The sequence below is a fragment of the Sedimenticola hydrogenitrophicus genome (assembly GCF_029017505.1).
Classification (GTDB): Bacteria; Pseudomonadota; Gammaproteobacteria; order Chromatiales; family Chromatiaceae; genus Sedimenticola; species Sedimenticola hydrogenitrophicus_A.
Map to the genome: position 1 here is coordinate 1 of NZ_JAQGEI010000040.1, position 17,053 is coordinate 17,053.

The 17,053-nt window shown below is 53.1% G+C and carries 22 protein-coding genes; 10 read left to right on the forward strand and 12 right to left on the reverse strand.

Going from position 1 to position 17,053, the window contains the following annotated elements; translation table 11 throughout:
* Positions 1 to 40 precede the first annotated feature (40 nt).
* Positions 41 to 373, reverse strand: coding sequence for a hypothetical protein (locus O9K64_RS19885; protein ID WP_275099853.1), 333 nt, complete (start codon positions 371 to 373; stop codon positions 41 to 43).
* Positions 374 to 697: 324 nt separating this feature from the next.
* Here O9K64_RS19885 and O9K64_RS19890 point away from each other — a divergent pair, with 324 nt between their 5' ends.
* From O9K64_RS19890 to O9K64_RS19935, 10 genes are all read left to right on the forward strand, one after another.
* Positions 698 to 1,846 (forward strand): DNA cytosine methyltransferase, encoded by a 1,149-nt coding sequence (locus O9K64_RS19890; protein ID WP_275099854.1) that lies wholly within the window; start codon positions 698 to 700, stop codon positions 1,844 to 1,846.
* Positions 1,846 to 2,778 carry a DUF4928 family protein gene (locus tag O9K64_RS19895; RefSeq protein WP_275099855.1) on the forward strand — a complete coding sequence of 311 codons (933 nt, stop codon included), beginning with the start codon at positions 1,846 to 1,848 and terminating at the stop codon, positions 2,776 to 2,778. The genes O9K64_RS19890 and O9K64_RS19895 overlap by 1 nt, the downstream gene beginning before the upstream one ends.
* An 11-nt stretch (positions 2,779 to 2,789) precedes the next feature.
* Positions 2,790 to 3,245: a very short patch repair endonuclease gene (locus O9K64_RS19900; protein WP_275099856.1), complete on the forward strand. Its 456-nt coding sequence runs from the start codon at positions 2,790 to 2,792 to the stop codon at positions 3,243 to 3,245.
* Positions 3,246 to 3,277: 32 nt separating this feature from the next.
* Entirely contained in the window at positions 3,278 to 4,036 is a 759-nt protein-coding gene (locus tag O9K64_RS19905) for a hypothetical protein (RefSeq protein ID WP_275099857.1), read from the forward strand.
* 254 nt (positions 4,037 to 4,290) lie between these two features.
* On the forward strand, positions 4,291 to 4,524 hold the full coding sequence (locus O9K64_RS19910) for a hypothetical protein (RefSeq protein ID WP_260292388.1): 234 nt from the start codon (positions 4,291 to 4,293) through the stop codon (positions 4,522 to 4,524).
* 199 nt (positions 4,525 to 4,723) lie between these two features.
* Entirely contained in the window at positions 4,724 to 4,987 is a 264-nt protein-coding gene (locus tag O9K64_RS19915; RefSeq protein ID WP_275099858.1) for a hypothetical protein, read from the forward strand.
* A 12-nt stretch (positions 4,988 to 4,999) separates the two neighbouring features.
* Entirely contained in the window at positions 5,000 to 5,314 is a 315-nt protein-coding gene (locus O9K64_RS19920; RefSeq protein WP_275099859.1) for a helix-turn-helix domain-containing protein, read from the forward strand.
* A 43-nt stretch (positions 5,315 to 5,357) separates the two neighbouring features.
* Entirely contained in the window at positions 5,358 to 5,540 is a 183-nt protein-coding gene (locus O9K64_RS19925; RefSeq protein WP_275099860.1) for a hypothetical protein, read from the forward strand.
* A gap of 329 nt (positions 5,541 to 5,869) precedes the next feature.
* Entirely contained in the window at positions 5,870 to 6,307 is a 438-nt protein-coding gene (locus O9K64_RS19930; RefSeq protein ID WP_275099861.1) for a hypothetical protein, read from the forward strand.
* Between the two features lie 197 nt (positions 6,308 to 6,504).
* On the forward strand, positions 6,505 to 7,134 hold the full coding sequence (locus tag O9K64_RS19935; protein WP_275099862.1) for a hypothetical protein: 630 nt from the start codon (positions 6,505 to 6,507) through the stop codon (positions 7,132 to 7,134).
* A gap of 47 nt (positions 7,135 to 7,181) precedes the next feature.
* On the opposite strand, the gene O9K64_RS19940 is transcribed toward O9K64_RS19935, so the two are convergent.
* The 11 genes from O9K64_RS19940 to trbG form a co-directional block, all read right to left on the reverse strand.
* Complete coding sequence (locus O9K64_RS19940; protein ID WP_275099863.1) at positions 7,182 to 7,712, reverse strand: hypothetical protein; 531 nt, start codon at positions 7,710 to 7,712, stop codon at positions 7,182 to 7,184.
* 556 nt (positions 7,713 to 8,268) lie between these two features.
* Positions 8,269 to 8,730, reverse strand: a complete 462-nt coding sequence (locus O9K64_RS19945; protein ID WP_275099864.1) for a hypothetical protein — start codon at positions 8,728 to 8,730, stop codon at positions 8,269 to 8,271.
* An 868-nt stretch (positions 8,731 to 9,598) separates the two neighbouring features.
* Positions 9,599 to 10,024: an OmpA family protein gene (locus tag O9K64_RS19950; protein WP_275099865.1), complete on the reverse strand. Its 426-nt coding sequence runs from the start codon at positions 10,022 to 10,024 to the stop codon at positions 9,599 to 9,601.
* A 1-nt stretch (position 10,025) separates the two neighbouring features.
* Positions 10,026 to 10,343 (reverse strand): hypothetical protein, encoded by a 318-nt coding sequence (locus tag O9K64_RS19955; RefSeq protein ID WP_275099866.1) that lies wholly within the window; start codon positions 10,341 to 10,343, stop codon positions 10,026 to 10,028.
* On the reverse strand, positions 10,343 to 10,876 hold the full coding sequence (locus O9K64_RS19960; protein ID WP_275099867.1) for a conjugal transfer protein TrbN: 534 nt from the start codon (positions 10,874 to 10,876) through the stop codon (positions 10,343 to 10,345). The genes O9K64_RS19955 and O9K64_RS19960 overlap by 1 nt, the downstream gene beginning before the upstream one ends.
* 511 nt (positions 10,877 to 11,387) lie before the next feature.
* Positions 11,388 to 13,226, reverse strand: coding sequence for a P-type conjugative transfer protein TrbL (trbL, locus tag O9K64_RS19965; protein ID WP_275099868.1), 1,839 nt, complete (start codon positions 13,224 to 13,226; stop codon positions 11,388 to 11,390).
* A gap of 12 nt (positions 13,227 to 13,238) precedes the next feature.
* Complete coding sequence (gene trbK, locus O9K64_RS23825; RefSeq protein WP_420493185.1) at positions 13,239 to 13,469, reverse strand: entry exclusion lipoprotein TrbK; 231 nt, start codon at positions 13,467 to 13,469, stop codon at positions 13,239 to 13,241.
* Positions 13,470 to 13,478: 9 nt separating this feature from the next.
* Positions 13,479 to 14,273 carry a P-type conjugative transfer protein TrbJ gene (gene trbJ / locus O9K64_RS19970; protein WP_275099869.1) on the reverse strand — a complete coding sequence of 265 codons (795 nt, stop codon included), beginning with the start codon at positions 14,271 to 14,273 and terminating at the stop codon, positions 13,479 to 13,481.
* A 17-nt stretch (positions 14,274 to 14,290) separates the two neighbouring features.
* On the reverse strand, positions 14,291 to 15,664 hold the full coding sequence (locus tag O9K64_RS19975; protein WP_275099870.1) for a TrbI/VirB10 family protein: 1,374 nt from the start codon (positions 15,662 to 15,664) through the stop codon (positions 14,291 to 14,293).
* A gap of 4 nt (positions 15,665 to 15,668) precedes the next feature.
* On the reverse strand, positions 15,669 to 16,121 hold the full coding sequence (locus tag O9K64_RS19980) for a conjugal transfer protein TrbH (protein ID WP_275099871.1): 453 nt from the start codon (positions 16,119 to 16,121) through the stop codon (positions 15,669 to 15,671).
* On the reverse strand, positions 16,102 to 17,037 hold the full coding sequence (trbG, locus tag O9K64_RS19985; protein ID WP_275099872.1) for a P-type conjugative transfer protein TrbG: 936 nt from the start codon (positions 17,035 to 17,037) through the stop codon (positions 16,102 to 16,104). Before trbG ends, O9K64_RS19980 begins: the two co-directional genes overlap by 20 nt.
* Between the last annotated feature and the right edge of the window lie 16 nt (positions 17,038 to 17,053).

Below are 17,053 nucleotides of genomic sequence, written 5' to 3' on the forward strand. Positions count from 1 at the left end.
GTTTTGAACACCCTCGTAATTTGCACCGTTGACCCCCAGTTTAGACAGTGCCCTGCTGTTTTCTTGTGGAGTGAGCGTGTTTCATAGCCCTGGCCGCGTCTGGACGGCTAGGGCGTAAACTACCCTGTTTAGGATTCCATTGCGTGATATCAAATGCTCCAGCCGCGATGCCCACTCCGCGCAATAGCTCCATAGCTTTGCGGGGGTCGGCAAAACCACGCGGTTCCTTGCTGCGGGTCAGCACAAGTACAGCTTCCCCCGCCCGGGTGGTCACGGCGACATAGAACGCTCCGCCTTGGGCTTTAAGCGTTACGCCAGTGACACCACCGGCGGCAGTTGTTGCACGAAGCTGCTCAAGTGTTAAGGTCTGCATTTGGCGCTTCCTCTTGTCGGATGTTGTTTAGCATATGTTTGACGGTTACCTGTTATTCGTCAAGTTTCTGCGGGGATTTCTCGACAAAATGCCAATGTGGCGCCACACTGACACAAATGAAATCCTACTTAAAAGACCTGCACGCCTCTTTGAGGCGTTTTAGCGTGCGACTTCCGTCGGAAATGCTGGAAGCTATCGACACCGAATGCTCCCGCCGTGCTGGCTGCGTATCACGCAATACTTGGATTGCTGAAGCGATTCAGGAGAAGTTAAGTCGGGAAAGTCTAACAAACCGCCTTGAAGGCGAGGGAGAAGGGGAGAAAAATGGGCGACTTTTATGAGTTTTTCGCCGGCGGGGGCATGGCTCGGGCTGGGTTAGGCCCCGAATGGGACTGCCTGTTCGCCAATGACTTTGATTCTAAGAAGGCGGCCAGCTATGCGGCGAACTGGGGCGCAGATCATCTGCACGTCGGTGATGTGGCTGCGTTGACTACGGATGATCTGCCGGGTCACGCGGATTTAGCTTGGGCATCGTTTCCTTGTCAGGACCTTTCCCTTGCTGGTGCTGGCGCCGGACTTAAAGGGGATCGCTCCGGCACGTTCTGGCCGTTCTGGAAGCTGATGAAGGCGCTGGATGACGAAGATCGCGCTCCTCATATAGTTGTCCTTGAAAATGTCTGGGGTGCTATTAGCTCTCACGAAGGAAAAGACTTCGCCGCGATCAGCTCCGCCCTTGCCGGTGCAGGCTACCGCTTTGGCGCAGTTGTTGTGAATGCGGTTAGATTTCTTCCGCAATCCCGGCCGCGGCTGTTCATTATCGCCGTTAAAAAGCCTGTAACGATCCCACGCGAGTTAATCACCGAAAAGCCGGGGGTGGAATGGCACCCGGCGGCACTTATAGAGGCTTACAGAAAGCTATCAAAACGCTCGCAAAACTCATGGGTTTGGTGGCAGATGCCCCTACCTCATGCCCGCACCTCTATTTTTGCTGACCTGGTAGAAGACAAGCCACAGGGCGTCACCTGGCATACAGCAGCAGAGACAAAGAAACTGCTGGCCATGATGAGCCCTCGTAACCTAGCGAAGGTCGATGCTGCAAAAAAAGCAGGCCGCAAGATGGTTGGGACTATCTATAAGCGTACCCGTGCGAATGGCGTCAACGGTGAAAAAGTACAGCGTGCGGAAATTCGCTTCGATGATATTGCGGGGTGCCTGCGTACCCCGTCGGGTGGTTCGAGCCGTCAAACCATCATGGTCATAAATGGCAAGCGGGTTCGGTCGCGCCTTTTGTCACCTCGCGAAGCTGCCCGTTTGATGGGGCTACCTGATACTTACCTGCTACCTAAAAACTATAACGAAGCCTACCACCTTGCTGGTGATGGCGTGGCTGTGCCCGTGGTCCGCTTTCTCGCCGAATATATCCTTGAACCGATGCTTTCTGCTGCCTTAACAGCAGCAAAGAAGGCGGCGTAATGACGGATTTAGTGGAAGCGCTATGTGAATTCAACAAAGAGCGAAAGTTCAGCCGCAAAGGTCCGTTATGCGTTGCTCTTGTTACTACTCAACACGCGCGAAACAAGGGTCTCCCCCTTGACTCTGAAAGCCTGCTTACTGGAGGCGGTGGCCAAGTTCTCGGCTTGGGCAAAGGTGCCGTGCAAGCAGTGTTAAAACGCCACGGCATCACCCGCGTTTTAGCGGCTGAAGGCGGGCGCACCAGTCGCGGCAGTATTGGGAACATGCGCGAGTATGTGGTTTTCCTCAATAACTTGGCTGACGGTGGAGTCGTTGATCTGGATGCAGTAGAGGCGTTTTGGATCGAGCGCGTGCACGAGTTCTTTTCGGCGAAGCCTTTCAAGATCAAGCTTGATGCGTCTCGCAGCCTTCGCACATTGGTTCGCCACGTGATTAGCCAGGCCGAAGAAAGGCAGCGCAAGGCGCCGGGTATGCAGTACGCAGGCGCAGTGCTGCAGCACCTGGTCGGTGCAAAACTTGATTGCGCTCTTGGTAATGGCTCCTTTGAGCACAATAGCTTTTCTACGTCTGATGCACAGACCGGCCGGGCTGGTGATTTCTTCATTGGTGATGTAGCTATCCACGTCACCACAGCCCCTGGTGAGGCTATAGTTCATCGCTGCCAGGACAATATCGATGATAGCCATAGACCCATCATCGTAACCACGGCTCGCGGGCTGGCTGCCGCCGAGGTTCTGGCAGAGAATGCTGGGTTAGGTGAACGGATCGACATTTTCGAAGTCGAGCAGTTCATTGCCCTTAACCTGTATGAACTTGGCAAGTTTGCAGCGGAAGGGCGGCGTGTTGCTGTCGGGGATCTGGTCACGCGTTACAATGAAATTATTGAAGACGTTGAAACCGATCCCAGCCTAAAGATCGAATTCCGCCAATAATCGGGTAGAGAATGAAGGAAACACCGGAGCAGAGAAGCCGCACGATGCGTGCTGTTTGCTCCCGCGACACTACACCAGAGATGGCTGTTCGCCGCTTCCTTCACGCCGCCGGACTTCGTTACCGACTTCATGACCGACGCTTGCCCGGTTCTCCTGATCTGGTCTTTCCAAGTCGCCGTATTGCACTGTTCGTGCATGGCTGCTTCTGGCATCAGCATCCTGGCTGTGCGGCGGCCAAGCGTCCGCGTTCGCGCCTTGAATACTGGACGCGCAAACTTGATGGCAACATGGAGAGGGATCACCGTCAGTGCGCCGAGCTGGCGGCGGCCGGCTGGGAGGTTATTGTGATATGGGAGTGCGAAACGCGCGACTCCTCTGCCTTGGCAAGGCTGGCTGAAGACATTCGGTCGCGCCCGCTATCTCGATCTCGATCTCGATCTCGATTCTCGATGAAGAATTCAGGATAGGTGCGACCTTCAAAAGAAACGGGTTCCAGGCGATGTCAGCGCTGACGTGTCTGAATCCGGGCGATCACTGGAGTGTTCAGGGAAACATGGGGCAAAAGCTTGAAATTGGAAAGTTTCTTAGCCTGAAACAGCAGGAACTTAATGCTGAAGATACTGATTTCGAGAAACTGGAGGTTTGCACCCAGTCGATCCATCGTTGGCTCCAGTACTGCGAGTACCATTACATCTGCCTTGTGGACGCTTCGGAAGAGGGGGGTCTAAGGCTAGATAGGATCTCAAACCCAGGTTATCGCCGCGCCGGCGAAACCGTCCCACTTAGGTATGTCTACGAGGCTCATATTGCAGCATTTCTTAATAGCCTCCATGCCTTACTCGACTCGTTCCCTTATTTGTTAAATCTTTTCATTCCCGTGGATAAGCCTGACTCTATGGGAATTAAATGGAATGAAAACTTCATTAATAAATACAAGAGCATGTGCTTCTATGATGAGCTTATGGATTTCATGTTGGATTGCACCTTCAATAAAGTGAAAGGTTACGTCAACACCATCAAACATAAGCATCTGATCAGAATTTCAAACAAGTGGGATCACTTAGAATTCGAAACGTATCGCTACAAGCAGCCGTATCGTGATAAACAGGGAAAAGTGATATTTCGTCCTGAAGTCGTTGCAGGTGAGGACGTTTTACCTTTTATTGAAGCATGCCATGGTGAACTAATTCCAAAGCTGTTCAACCTTGGTAATAGCATATTGCATTTCAAAGGTAGCCGGCTTGCTAATGATCCATAATCAATCGCAGCAGTTCGCAGCAGTTCGCAGCAGTTCGCAGCAGTTCGCAGCAGTTCGCGGCCTGTGGCCGCCGGACCAATTTGCCCGTGTCCACGGTATTTGTCAGTGCCGATAACGGACGCTATGTTAAATCACCCCGCCAGAAGCGACCGCCCCGGCCCCTCCTAACCGCTTGATCTGGTAACCAAGACTATATATATTGGTTACCTACTTACTATTTTACCAAAACCGGCACTTTTGGCAGACCCTACCCCATGAACGAAGTCGAAATCCGTACCCTGGTCCAGGCCGGCGTGGATCTCCGCCTGGCGGCCGTGCCCCGGCCCCTCGATCTCCCCGGCTTTACCGTGGTGATCAACACCGGCCGCCTGGAGCAGCGCGAAATGAAAACCCGGCGTGGCCAGGTCCGAGTATTCAAGAAGCTGGAAACCCTGTGGAAGCTGTGCAAGGAACTCGGGATCGCGGGGTTCGAGGTGCGGGTTCGGTAAGGTTCGCTCAGTTACGCATAAACGGTCGCGCCCATTGACCGTATTCGGGTTTTCCGAACACGGTGATCAGCATCGGACCAATCGGGATAGCGAGGCGGCCTATCGGGATGGTGAGGCGCCCAGGGCCGAGTATTCAAGAAGCTGGATTCTATTCGTACGACAAGTGGCGCCGGCACGATCAACAGAGGAAATAGGGGCAATGGCGGATGCAGTTTATACACAAGGGCAACGGGCCATAGAGTTGTTGCGCCTGCTCCACCATTCGCACGGGTGGGTAACTATCGAAGAACTCTCGGTGGAGTTCGGAGAGAGCAGGGCGACGACAATACGCATTTTCGCTATGTTGCGCCGTGATTTTGAGGTGGTGATCACCTATCACCGGTCACCGCAGGATAGCCCGCCTGGTTATTACAGCATCGACGATTGGGGTCTTTTTGACCGTCAGCGTGTTTTGACAGTTTAGGAAGAGATGATAGTGGATAAGAAACAGCTTGTTAAACTCATCCAGAATCACGAATCAGCCGAAGCCGGGATCGGCGAACGGGTACGAACATTAAGAATGGCCAATGGACTGACGCAAGGACAGCTTGGAGACCTTGCCGGATCAAATAAGGCCGCGATTCAAAAGATCGAAATCGGCAAATCTATGCGGCCCAGATGCCTAGCAGCACTGGCTGCTGTCCTTGGCGTTAACCCGGCTTGGCTTGCCTGGGGTGCTCCATATGCTTCGCCTGAGATAAGGAGCCAGTCAGAACTCCCTGTTTCAGTGATAAGGCGAACGGTAAAGTAACCGAGAATCCAGAACAAAGCACTTTGGCGAGGAGAAGATATACATGATCAAGAAGGGCGACACAGTTGTAATCAAGCCGGAATGGCGTGATCCAGGCGATGAGGATTTTCATTGGATAGCACTAGAGGACGAGGACGGGGGGCGGGTGCGCATTGCGCCGACCGATACGGGCATGGCGATAGAGCCAAACTACGTCGTCGAAACGAGCATGTTAGAGGGCGAGTGAGCTGGCGGGTCTTCAAGAAGCTGGAAACCCTGTGGAAGCTGTGTAAGGAACTCGGGATCGCGGCGTTCGAGGTGCGGGTCCGTTGACTGGTGAAGTGAGGTCCGGAGCCTTGACCGGTCAACCGGGGTCTGTAGTGGTCAAGCATTGGGAAATGAGGCATTATGAAGAATAATCGTTGTACGAGACGATCGATAGTCTTTCAGGAAGCGGGGCCGGAATGCTCAATACGGATACCTCACCTGCGCTATCACCCCAAATAGCGAACTGCCGGGTAGCCGGTAAAAAAACAAATGCTAGAAAGTTAGCTGTTATATTCAAGGGAGACCAGTATGGGATTATTCGGTAAGATCTTTGGGTCCAAACATCCCGCTCCACCTTGTGCGATCCACAGTAGTGATAGAGCGCTGGTGCGCGACTCCGATGTTGCGTGGTGGAATGGCCTCTCTCTTGATGACTGCAAAGCGTTTGAGAAACAGGATAACATCACCCAAGTTGCAGCGTTTAAAATATTCATGGAAGAAGACGGCTTGTCGAAAGAAGAAGCGGCAAAGAAGGTTCGACGTAACTTCCCCTTTTACTATTGGGCGCTTGAACAACGAGAAGATGAACATTTCCCTTTGTCAGAGTCAGACGCGAAGCTTCCTTATGTTTTGAAAGACCGCATCAATCGAGCCCTGATGAGGCGAAAGATTGACCGTCAGTCGTTAAGCAAAGCGACTTCGTTAAACGCACTAATTCGTGACCTTATCCGGTCTGGTGTAGCTTGAACTCACATTTCACTGGCATAGCGGCTAACTGATAAGGTTAGGTTGGAAAACTAACGGGTAACCCAATTGATAATCTCACACCCTGGCTTTACAGAACCAAGCTGATGGGTTCAAGATATTCACTGTTTTTGTCGTCAACCATCCAGTAAAAAAGCTCTAATAACCCTTTGAATTAATAACCTTGATTGGTGGAAAACATGGAAGATAAATGGATTATGTTGTATGCCACTCGAAGACGTAAGGAAATGTGGAACGAGGGAGAATTAGTTTGGATGCTTAGATGGATCAACTTATCTAAGTTGGATTCGATAAGTTTGAGAAATGAGCAGTTAAAAGAGCATGTTGAACAAATCTATATTGATGGTCACTTCGACGACTCTGGAGTTATAGTTAAAGATTTGATTGATCATTCTTGTTTCCCATTTGATCAGTTATTCACATTGTTGGTAAATGTGTTAGATCTGGATAAATTAATTGAGGCACTTCAGCCTTGGCGACCTTCTGCCAGTATGTCAAATGAACATGCCTTATCCACTAGTGAATTGCTACACAAGACTAGGCTTGAGCTAGGCATTGATGCAGAGATCGAAGTACGATCGGTAGGTTATATTTGGGATATGTTAACTGCAGCTAGGCTAGTTGGCTGTGGTCAGATTTATGTTCCCGGTGTGAGCGGATTCGTTCAATCTACTCAAATACAAGAAGGTCATTTTGAGGATAGTACTCGAGAGGGTCTGGTTTACTTTGTTTCCTCAGAGGGCGAACGAATAGATATTATAAAACGAACTATTCTCGAGGTTATATGTGTCTACCCATGCGATGAGTAGAATCATGTACGGGCTCAAACCGGTAACTGTCAGGTCAGTAACGACTGCTACAATTTAGGCATTTTGGGGAAATATTCTACTGTACATTTCTTCACGGCACTCTCAGTAGCCTCAATGAACTCATACTTAGAATCATATGTCTTATTAGGCAGAAATATTGCGTTCGCTGCACAATCGCAATATTCTGAATAAGTTATTGGCATCAATCGCTTTAACCTAATCGCATAATTATAATCCGCCGAGCCACTATCTTTAATATCGCTTGTTGGGTTCATGCATGCTTCATAGTATTGCTTTCTTGCGTCAGCAATATCTTCATCGCTATATGTTTGTCTGGTTCGCTTCTTCCGAGTTGATTCTCGTTGTTTTTCTAAATACTCATAGCAAGCGTCATCGGCATACCTATTCGCATCCCCATATGACATGCTATTGAACCATGCTTCCATTTTTTCTTTACGGACCTCTCTCACACACTCTTGATAGTTATCATACCCAAACCAACCCGCATTAACTGTTCTAACAACAATCATATATATGATAGCGGGCGCCAATATCATGAAAGTAAATCCCTTCCTCATCGGTTGCTCCAATGTCTGAAGAATTTGCTGGTGAATAGTACATAGTTCGTATCATTGGGACAGACTCGATCGATCATGACCCCGTTGGTCTCATCATCTGATTTCGTGTGTCGCACCTAACCTTATTCGTTGAGCATCGGTCATTCAATCACAGTGTTTGCGATGCAAGCTTTCAAACTCCCGCCGCTTGGCTTTGAGTGTTTGACCTTGGCTAGAACTATAGCCCTGACGTAACCGACGATTGATACTGGTGATTTCAGCTTCTAATTCGATACACGTAGATGGCGAGTGTTGGGGTGCGGGTGCGGTAGTATCCCCAACTCCACCAGAACAGCCATATACATGCCCAGCACGATTAGTCCAACATTCCATTCCGTTTGGAAGCTGAATTCTTTCGTCTGAGTACGATGCTGAAGATATGCTAATGAGAACAAGTATTGCCAATAACCGCATGTTTTTCCTCCTATGGTGTGCATTCATCCAGTTCGTATTTCTATGACTGCTTTATGAGCAAGGGGGCCTAGCTTATAAGGCAGCAATCGCCTGGAGCCGATGGTTAGAGGGCAGCACCGTTACCACCCGCCGAGAATACCTGGATTACCGTGGCAAGGCCGATTGCAGCGCCTCCTACCGCAAAGCTCCAAATCTGGGCGCGGTAGATTCGCCAAGTCCATTCACCGAGACGCCTCGATTCTTCTCTCAATTCTTCCAGTTCTTGACTGTCATATTTTATGGGGTGCGCGATCTGTGCGGTAAGTCGGAAATCAGAAAGGCGGTTTAGTGAGCACCAAAGTGCCAATGCCACAGATAGCGCGAGCAATCCCGAAGAAAGCACCCCGAGGCCGAAGGCACATGGAGCCGTTAGTTTACCTTCCAGGAGGAGCAAGGTCGCGAAACCAAGAAGGCCGGTACCAAGACCGAGGACGAGATTGGAAGTGGCACCGAGCTGTTCGCGCGTGATACCTTGCCATTTTACGAATCGCTCGTAGATATCCTTTTCTTCCTTTCCCTTTTCCATTCTCAGTGCCCTCTAACCTTTTAGCATTTATACCGCATGCCTCGCATGCGACATAAATGCCTATTGAACTGAGCCGTCCTCGATAGGGTTACCAACTCTATTAATAAGCATTTGTCTTTTACCGGCTGCCCGGTGGTTCGTTATTTGGGGTGATAGCGCAGGTGAGGTATCCGTATTGAGCATTCCGGCCCCGCTTCCTGAAAGACTATCGATCGTCTCGTACAACGATTTTTCTTCATAATGCCTCATTTCCCAATGCTTGACCACTACTGGCCCCTAGACCCCTGGGGCACCACACGGGGAACCAGTGCGCTACTCCAGCGCGCCTTTGCGGATCTACCCACATCTGCTCCTTGCGCTGGTGGCGGACCCGTTCAAGAAGGATCGCACCACGGAGTAGTAAGAAGCGGAACGTAGCGGATAAAATCAAACGAAGCCAAGAGCCAACCAGGCGGTCGAGAGCGACCGACCGGGATAGCAGAGCGTGTGGCTGTCGCAGAACTTCTTATGAAAAATCCCGGCCAGAAGGCCGGGCAAAAGGCGGGGTTTGGGCCTTTTATTTATTCTCTTTCTCCGCGAATACTGGATGTATTTTGCCACCAAACAGTGTCAGCGTTATCAGACAGGTCAGCCATAAAATAGCGGCTGGTAGTGGCATGGCAGATGAAAAAGGGGTGAGTAGAGCGCAGAATTCCATAGTCGTCCAGTTGGCCATATTTCGTCCTTTTATCTAAGCTTGTTGTTAATAACTGGGCATTCTCCGGATACCCTAATAATCGAGGCCGGTCTCTCCCGGCGAGTCACACCACTAGGCAGGTGTCGCTGCCGCTAGGCCCAGGGCGAGCGGCATTCCCTTGCCGATCCAGCATCAATACATCGGTACATAGACCAGCTCGATATCGACCCGTTGATTCTCCAGCTTTCCCGCTGGGGTTGTGTTGTCGGCTACAAAGTCGGTGGCTGATGCGTAATTGACCATGATCTTCAGGGGCGATACCCCTCGATCTACCAGGTACTTCCGTGCTGCAGCGGCCCGAGCGAAGGCCAGAGCTTCATCCTTTGCGCTAGGCCTGGTTGTGCTGGTGCGGCCGCTGACATAGACCACAGACGCATCCTTGGCATCGGCCAGGATCTCGGCTACGTCCGGAGCTGGTTGAAACCTCGCGCTGGAATCCGGGTAAGACACCCGGACCAAGGTTGATACGGGTGCGCCTGCATACGTCTCTTGGGCGCCGGCGGATTGTGTCATGGCACCCATCAATAACATGCTCAGTAAAATAACCATTCGGCCCATTTTAAGCTGCTCCTTTATGTTCCAGTCCCCGGCGCTGTGAGCCTCGGCGATCCTGGATGTTCTCCGCCAGTGTGGCGGCTTGGAATTCGATCAGTGCCCTCTTGGTTGCGGTGGGTATGCTCGCATCGGCCAGGGCGGCCTTACAGAGCTGTGCCTGAACAAACACCATCTGACGCTTCAGATTTTTGTTATTGGCGTTCCGGTCGTTGTTCAGTTTTGACACGATCAATAGCGCGTCATGACGTAGGCGATAAATAGCCGCCTTCGCCATGGGGTCCGCGTATTTTCTGATCTTGATCCTTGGTTTTTTCTCGGACATCACAATTCCCTTTTCAAAACCTGCCGAGGGATATAAACGGGGGCCTGCTTCGATTTCATGGTTATGGGCGGTGCCACTGTCTTTTGTATAACCACCTCATTCGCATTCAGTCGGTTATCCAGCCAGTCCGCCCATTTAGTCGCCTTCTTTATCAGATCAGCTCGATAGACCACGTTGTATTTTGGCGTCCGGGAGTGATAGTTAGCAGCCCGAGTCCACAGATCGCCTTGGTCGTTCCTGATGTGCTGCCTCAATCGCCAGGCAGCCAGGTCGAACGGGTAGCAGCCAGTGGCCGCCACATCGTTCGCCTGAATCCCATACTGTTCCAGGTCCTGCAGATATGCCGTGTTGAACTGCATCGAGCCTACATCGTGGGTGCCGTTTTTATTACGAACCCACTGACCAGGCTTCCCGCCTTCTTTCTCAGCAACGGCCAGCACGATGTTGGCAGGTATCTCATATTTCACTGCTGCCGAGACCGCGCAGGTGACGCGCTCTTGTTCTATGGGAGGCAGATCCGCAACGAATGGCATATTGATTACCAGTAGAATGTAGGCCCGGCCGGCGTGCCTTCGATAAAAACATCCCCATACATCTTGGTTGCAATGCAGCCTTGTGGGTCCGATCCGTTATCGTTCTGCTGGCATATTCTGCCTTTTATGTAGTGACCGGGAACGTCTCTCCAACCGTTACAATCACCGGCGTCTGTATTATCCCAACTAGTGCATATCCGATGCGGGGCGATTTCGGCCGCAGGGCCATAATCAAAGGTCATATGGCTGCCACTTCCGGGAGGCGGATTTACTGCACAAGAGCTGAAAGCGGGGAGGGGGGGCTGGCGATGTCTCACGCGACTGATCATTGCGGAATAGGCTGCACCGCAGCCGGCGGGAAATCCTCCCGGCATACAGATCCAAATGGAACATTCCGCTTGCGAGGCCGCATTGGCTGAATAGGGCGGAACCGCTGTCAGAAGCGCAGCGATAACAGCGACCAGTCTGGTTTTCCGGATCTCCGTTGGCATTGTTTGTCTCCTTGATTGATTCACGTGTTTTGTGTGCCGTTATCACGGTTCACAAAGGCTGCGACCTCCGACTGAGGATCTGCTTCCTCACCCGATAGGCTGTTGTCCCCGAAAGAAGGGGTGTTATCACTACCGGCCCCCGAGTGCTCCGCGAGGAAATCGCGGGCCTCGTCGGCTTGCAGTTGTTCTCTGAGCTCACCGGCAGCGGCTATGTCCTGCTTATCTTGGCGTGCCTGGGTGGTTGATCCTGGGTTGCGGATCTCCGATGCGATCTTTCCGCCAGCGGTCTGTTTTATGGCCCCCTTCGCTGAATCCACGATATTGGCGGCTTTGTCCTTAACGATCGATCCGGAGCCTTTAGCCAAGTTCGCGCCGGCGTCGGCGGCTATCTTGGTCGCTGTGCTGGCTGCCATAGCGGCGGCGGCCATGAAGCCCCCCTTTGGTTGTTGTGTGGCGCTGGTGCCGGAATCGGAGGCTGTCTGTTGCGTGCCTGGTACGCTGTCGTCTCCATTGGAACCTCCGCCGCCCGAGCTGGTAGCGCCTCCGCCACTGCCGGAGGATTCACCGCCGGCCGAAGATTGGCCACCACCACTATCGGCAACAGTATTTCCGGAGTCGCTGCCACCGCTCGCAGCAGTTCCACCGTTATCGCCTCCGGAGGGGGTCGCGGAACCCATCGGAGAAGCAAAGCCGGCAGCCTCTGCAAGCGGGGTATTTCCTGTACCCGGTAATCCTTCGCCGCCAGGTCCTCCACCACTGGGATCGCTGCCACCTCCGCCACCAGGTCCGCCACCCCAGAGGCTGGTCAGCACATCGCTGCCTGACGCCACGTTGGCGTTTGCCTGGGAGAAGGCGGCCATTAAGGCAGAAGCCCCCCCAGCGCCTTGCGTGGCTCCGGCGGCTATCATTGCACCGCCTACTGCAGCAGCTGCGGCAGCCATACCGGCAGCCCCCACCGCTGCACCGGCACCGAATTGGCCGATGCCCATCCCCCCCACGCTAGCGCCTGTAATGATTCCAGAGATGAGCTGCGGCACTTTGTTGGTAAGCACGAAAATTACGAGTACAACAATCATGACGACAGCCATTTCTGAAAAGTCGATCCCTGATTTCATGTTGTTGTAGTAGTCAAAGATGAGTGATTTACCTATGCCTACAAGAAGGATCATCGTCATGATTTGGGCAGCTATGCCCAGTACAGTTTTGTAGTAATTAATGGCCATATCAGAGGTCCAGCGGGAGCCCCCGAAACCAAGAAAAAATATTCCACCGTAGGCGAGTATCCATGCCGAAATAAGTAGCAGCAGCATATTCACGGCGATTAGCGCAGTGAGCGCGAGAATGAGCAGGGCTAAGATGATGCCAATGAAGCTATCTATCGGGGACCAACCGCTCGATTCAGCGAAAGCCTTACCAAGCAAGACAAAACCAATGTCTACGATACTTGAAGGTGAGAAAGAACTGGCTAATCCTGTCATCGATGCGGCTGATCCACCCAGGCGCATCAAAGAATCAATAATAGACATGGCGAATGCCGGTCCGTTATCCAGGAGCCACCAGAAAAACCCAGTAAAGACAGTAAAGCGAAAAAACTCGGCAAAGAACTCGCCTATATCGGCCTTGCGCAGCAACATCATTCCGAATGTCCAGACCATCGAGATAAGCACTAAGGTCCAGAAAAGCCGAGTGGCTGCATTCTCAATCGTGTTTGCCCAATTGCTGGCGTTATCTTTGAATTTTAGAACGATCTCATCCATAAGGTTGAGATTAGTGATAGCCGCATTGGCATCTATCGCGAATATCAATAACACGATGAAAAGCGGCAATATACCCTTTACGCGGCGAGAGAGCACATTCACTAGATACCTCCTTTAATAAAGGTCACTTGGTCCCCAAGTTCTCTCTGGACTCTGTTTGAAAGTGCCCTGCCTAGCGCATTCCCCAGCAAACTTTTCTTGGGCGGATTTTGGCTCTATTGCGGCAATGAACTCTGGTTTGCAATTCGCGTTATTAGCTTCCGGCAATGGGGTGTTTTCTGCCGGGTCTTCAGAGAAGCACCCAGATAGAAGTACAGTAAGACCAAAGATAATTATTGTGCGCATGCTATTTCCTCAATAGAGATCGCTTGGACCCCAGTTCTTAGTTGGGCTAGTTCCCAACGTAAATGCACCGGATCGCAGCCCTCTGCTGGCTGCCGCCTGTCTTGCCTCTTCCGCCATCTGTGCCTGCATTCGTGTGGTTACTGCATTCTGCTGGGCAATCAGGAGTCCCCGGATCTGTAGAAGCTGGTTGGCCTGCTGGCTGGCGAGCTGGTTGGCATAACCGATGGCCTCCATACGCCCTTCAGCGTTTCCAGCGGCTGTCTGGAGCTGTTCTAACCGGCTGGCGTCGCTCTGCAGGGCGTCCTGCTGTGCGTCCAACCCGCGAAATAGCGCATTGTTAGCCCGTTTCTGTGACGAGTAGCCGAGGTGGCGGGCTTGGTCCAGAGCTATCCGTTCTGCTGGAGAGCAGAAGCCGCTAGGATTGAAGCACGGAGAGGCTTCGTAATAATTGAGATCACCAAATTCCGATAGATAGGCATCGACATTGCCCATCGTAGTTTTGTAATACGCGAGGGAGTCGATGAGGTTACGGAGGTTGTTCATTGTCGAGACAGCATTGTCCCAGATGTAGGACGAAGGCTCTGTCGTGTTTTGCAGCATGTTTTGATACTGCTGCAGTTGGGTCTGATACTGCTGAATCAGCTTGAGGGTCTGGCTGACCGATTCCGAGGCGCTGACCGTTGTTTGTATGATGTTGGTTACATCGATAACCGGGATGCCGCCGGCGTGAACTGCCGGCAGTATCGGGCCGGAGGTCAGTGCAATGGCCAGTGCGATTTTAGCGGCTAAATTTTTCCATATCATTGGGCTTCTCCTTGGCGTTAATAATCAAAAGACTGGTATGGCTTCGAGAACGTCAGATCCTTCGTGACGATGACGTTAAATCGAAAACCGGGGCGTATTTCCAGGGTTGGGGCAATGCTCAAGTTCTTGGCGACCATCTGCCCGGTTACCTGGCCGAGCTGCTGCCCCAGTGCCTCGCTCAGGGCATCACTAGACCGTTGGCTATCGCTGCTGCTACCCGAATCATCCTGACTCAGGGCAATGCCTGCCGTGACTCCTGACATGAGCAGGGCGGACCCGAAGATCCGGAGATAATGATTGTTCGTCTTGTCGTTGAACCCTGCATATCCAGCGCCATCGGCACCAGGCATTGAACCAATGTCCAGGGCCTTGCCGTCCGGGAATACGACCCGTTGCCAGGCGACCAAAACACGCGACTGGCCATAGGCCACATCACTTGAATAGGTCCCGACCAGGCGGGACCCTTGCGGGATCAGTAAATGGCGGCCGGTAGGCGTGTCATAAACGTGCTGAGAGACCTGGGCCACGATCTGGCCCGGCAGCTGCGAGTTGATTCCAGAAATCAGCGTGGCGGGCAATACGTAGCCTGCCCGCAGCTCATACGGAGAGCGGGGGGCTTCCGTGCGGGAACCCAGCCGCCAGCGGTCTTCGCCGCTGGCGCTATAGCCATCGGACACGGCGGCGGTTTGTAGGAGCGCAGGGGCTCCCGTTGCGCCAGTACCGCCGGCACCGCCCGCCTGGTTGTCTATCGTGCTTTTTACCTGCTCCAGGCGAGCCTGGTAGGCAGCGGTGGGGTCATCCCGAGTTGCTGCGTTTATCTGCTGCCGTACAGCCGCCAGTCGCTCGATCATTTCCTGCCGGTTACGGGGGGTGTTGTCGGGCACGCTGGATACCGATGGCGCACTACGCGGTGAGGTCATCTGTACATTGGTTTTCGACTTCGCGGCCTCCTGGAGCATCTGCAGCTTCGCCATCCGTATACGTTCCGCCTCTTCGTCCCTGACCGGCGCTTGTAACGGTGCCAGTTGATTCAGTGCTGGCGGCGGAACGGGCGGGAGATCCGGATTCTCGGGCCTTGCGATGATCAGCTTAGGGGCATCTTCTTCCGGCACAGGAGGTGCTACAGCCGGTATAAAGCCGTCTGTATGTGACCCCGCTATGTCCTTTGCGAAAACGCTGGTGGAGCCTCCCTGCTTCTGTTTGGTGTCTGCGGGCTTATTTTGCTGGGCGGCACGATCTGCCGCGACAAGCGCCATGATTAACAAAAACGACCCCATCAGTGCGCCGAGGATATAGACCGGCATGTTGTTGACTCGGCGAACACCTCCCCTTTTGCTGACTTTGCCCGGCGAGGCGTCCGGGGCCATCTGGTCTGCGACTGTATCTGTCATACCATCACTCCTTGCGTGCCCAGTACCCGGCGGGGGTTACTGTGCCTTGCTCCTGCCGGTACGGCCGATTAATGGCTTGATTGCCGATCTGGATTGTCAGGCGATACAGGCGGTCCTCTTTCGCCTGGTCGAGGACGTACATCAGCGGTAAGCCTGCATCCACTGTATCCGCCTTGGGTGAATACTCCTGGAGCGCATAGCCTGCCTCCCGCAATCCTTTCACCAGCTCGCTACCGAATACATCCGGGGTGGGTTGTTTTAACGTGAGGTGCGTCTTTGCCGGTGGATACAGCATGGCCAGTTGTTTCAACGCGTCGTTGGCGATCTGCTGGTCCACGCTGATCGGCTGATCTTTCAGGTAGTTGCCATACTGAGTTGGCCCACTGGTTGTGGCACAGCCGGTTGCGGCCAGGACCAGGATCAGGACGGCCATACGACTACTGAACATCATGGTCATATCCCCCTGTTTTTCGGTTGTCGGTTCCCCGGCTGATCGTCACCCGATCCTGATCGCTGCCGACACCGGCTATCAGGATCGCCTTATCAAACACCTGGTCAACGATGTAGCGGTCTCCCTGTACGCGGTAGTTAACCAGCACGGTTTCATCATCGCTGAAAAATCCCCCGGTCTTACGAACCACCAGCAGGCTCGGTGCCTCCGTCTGCGCCATTGTTTCAGGCATCTGAATGATGGTCTTCCGACCATCGTTATAAACCCGTACAGGCTTCCATCGGGCTTCTCCGGACAGCGCATAATCGAAGGACAGGTTGCCCAGGTACTCGCCTGTCTGAGGGATGGTTCTGGCCTCGCGCTCTTGTGTCTCTCTGGTACGGACCGCATCCCATTTCGCCAGCGTGTCCTCCGGATAGGAGAATGCCACTTGCGGCATGTACTGGGTCCGATGTGATCGCAGCCGCAGGTGATAGGTGCGGCGGTTCGTGGTGACGACCAGACTGGTTTCCAGGCCTACATCCATCGGCTTGATGATGAGGTGTTGGATCTCACTGGCTCCGCTACCTGTGATTGCCGGTTCCACCATCCAGCGGGCGGTATCGCCCAGGTGGATCGAGTTGACCAGCTCGCCGGGCTGCAGGGCCACATCACAGATCTGCAGGACCGCACAGACAATGCTGGGCTGTTGGGCACCGAATAGGAACCGGACTGATCCATCGGGACCCGCGACGGGCTTCATGCCGGTGGGTGTGCCGGCGGCCCATCGTTTGGCAATGCCGATAGCTTCCTTTTCCTGTGCGGTCAGCGTGGGATTGTTTTTAGAGAAAAACTTCTCCGCCAGGTCGCCATCGGCACCGGCCAGGGCCACGGTGGGCACCACCAGCGCGGCACCCAGGACTGCAATAAATCGCTTCTTCATGGTGGTTTGCCTCGTG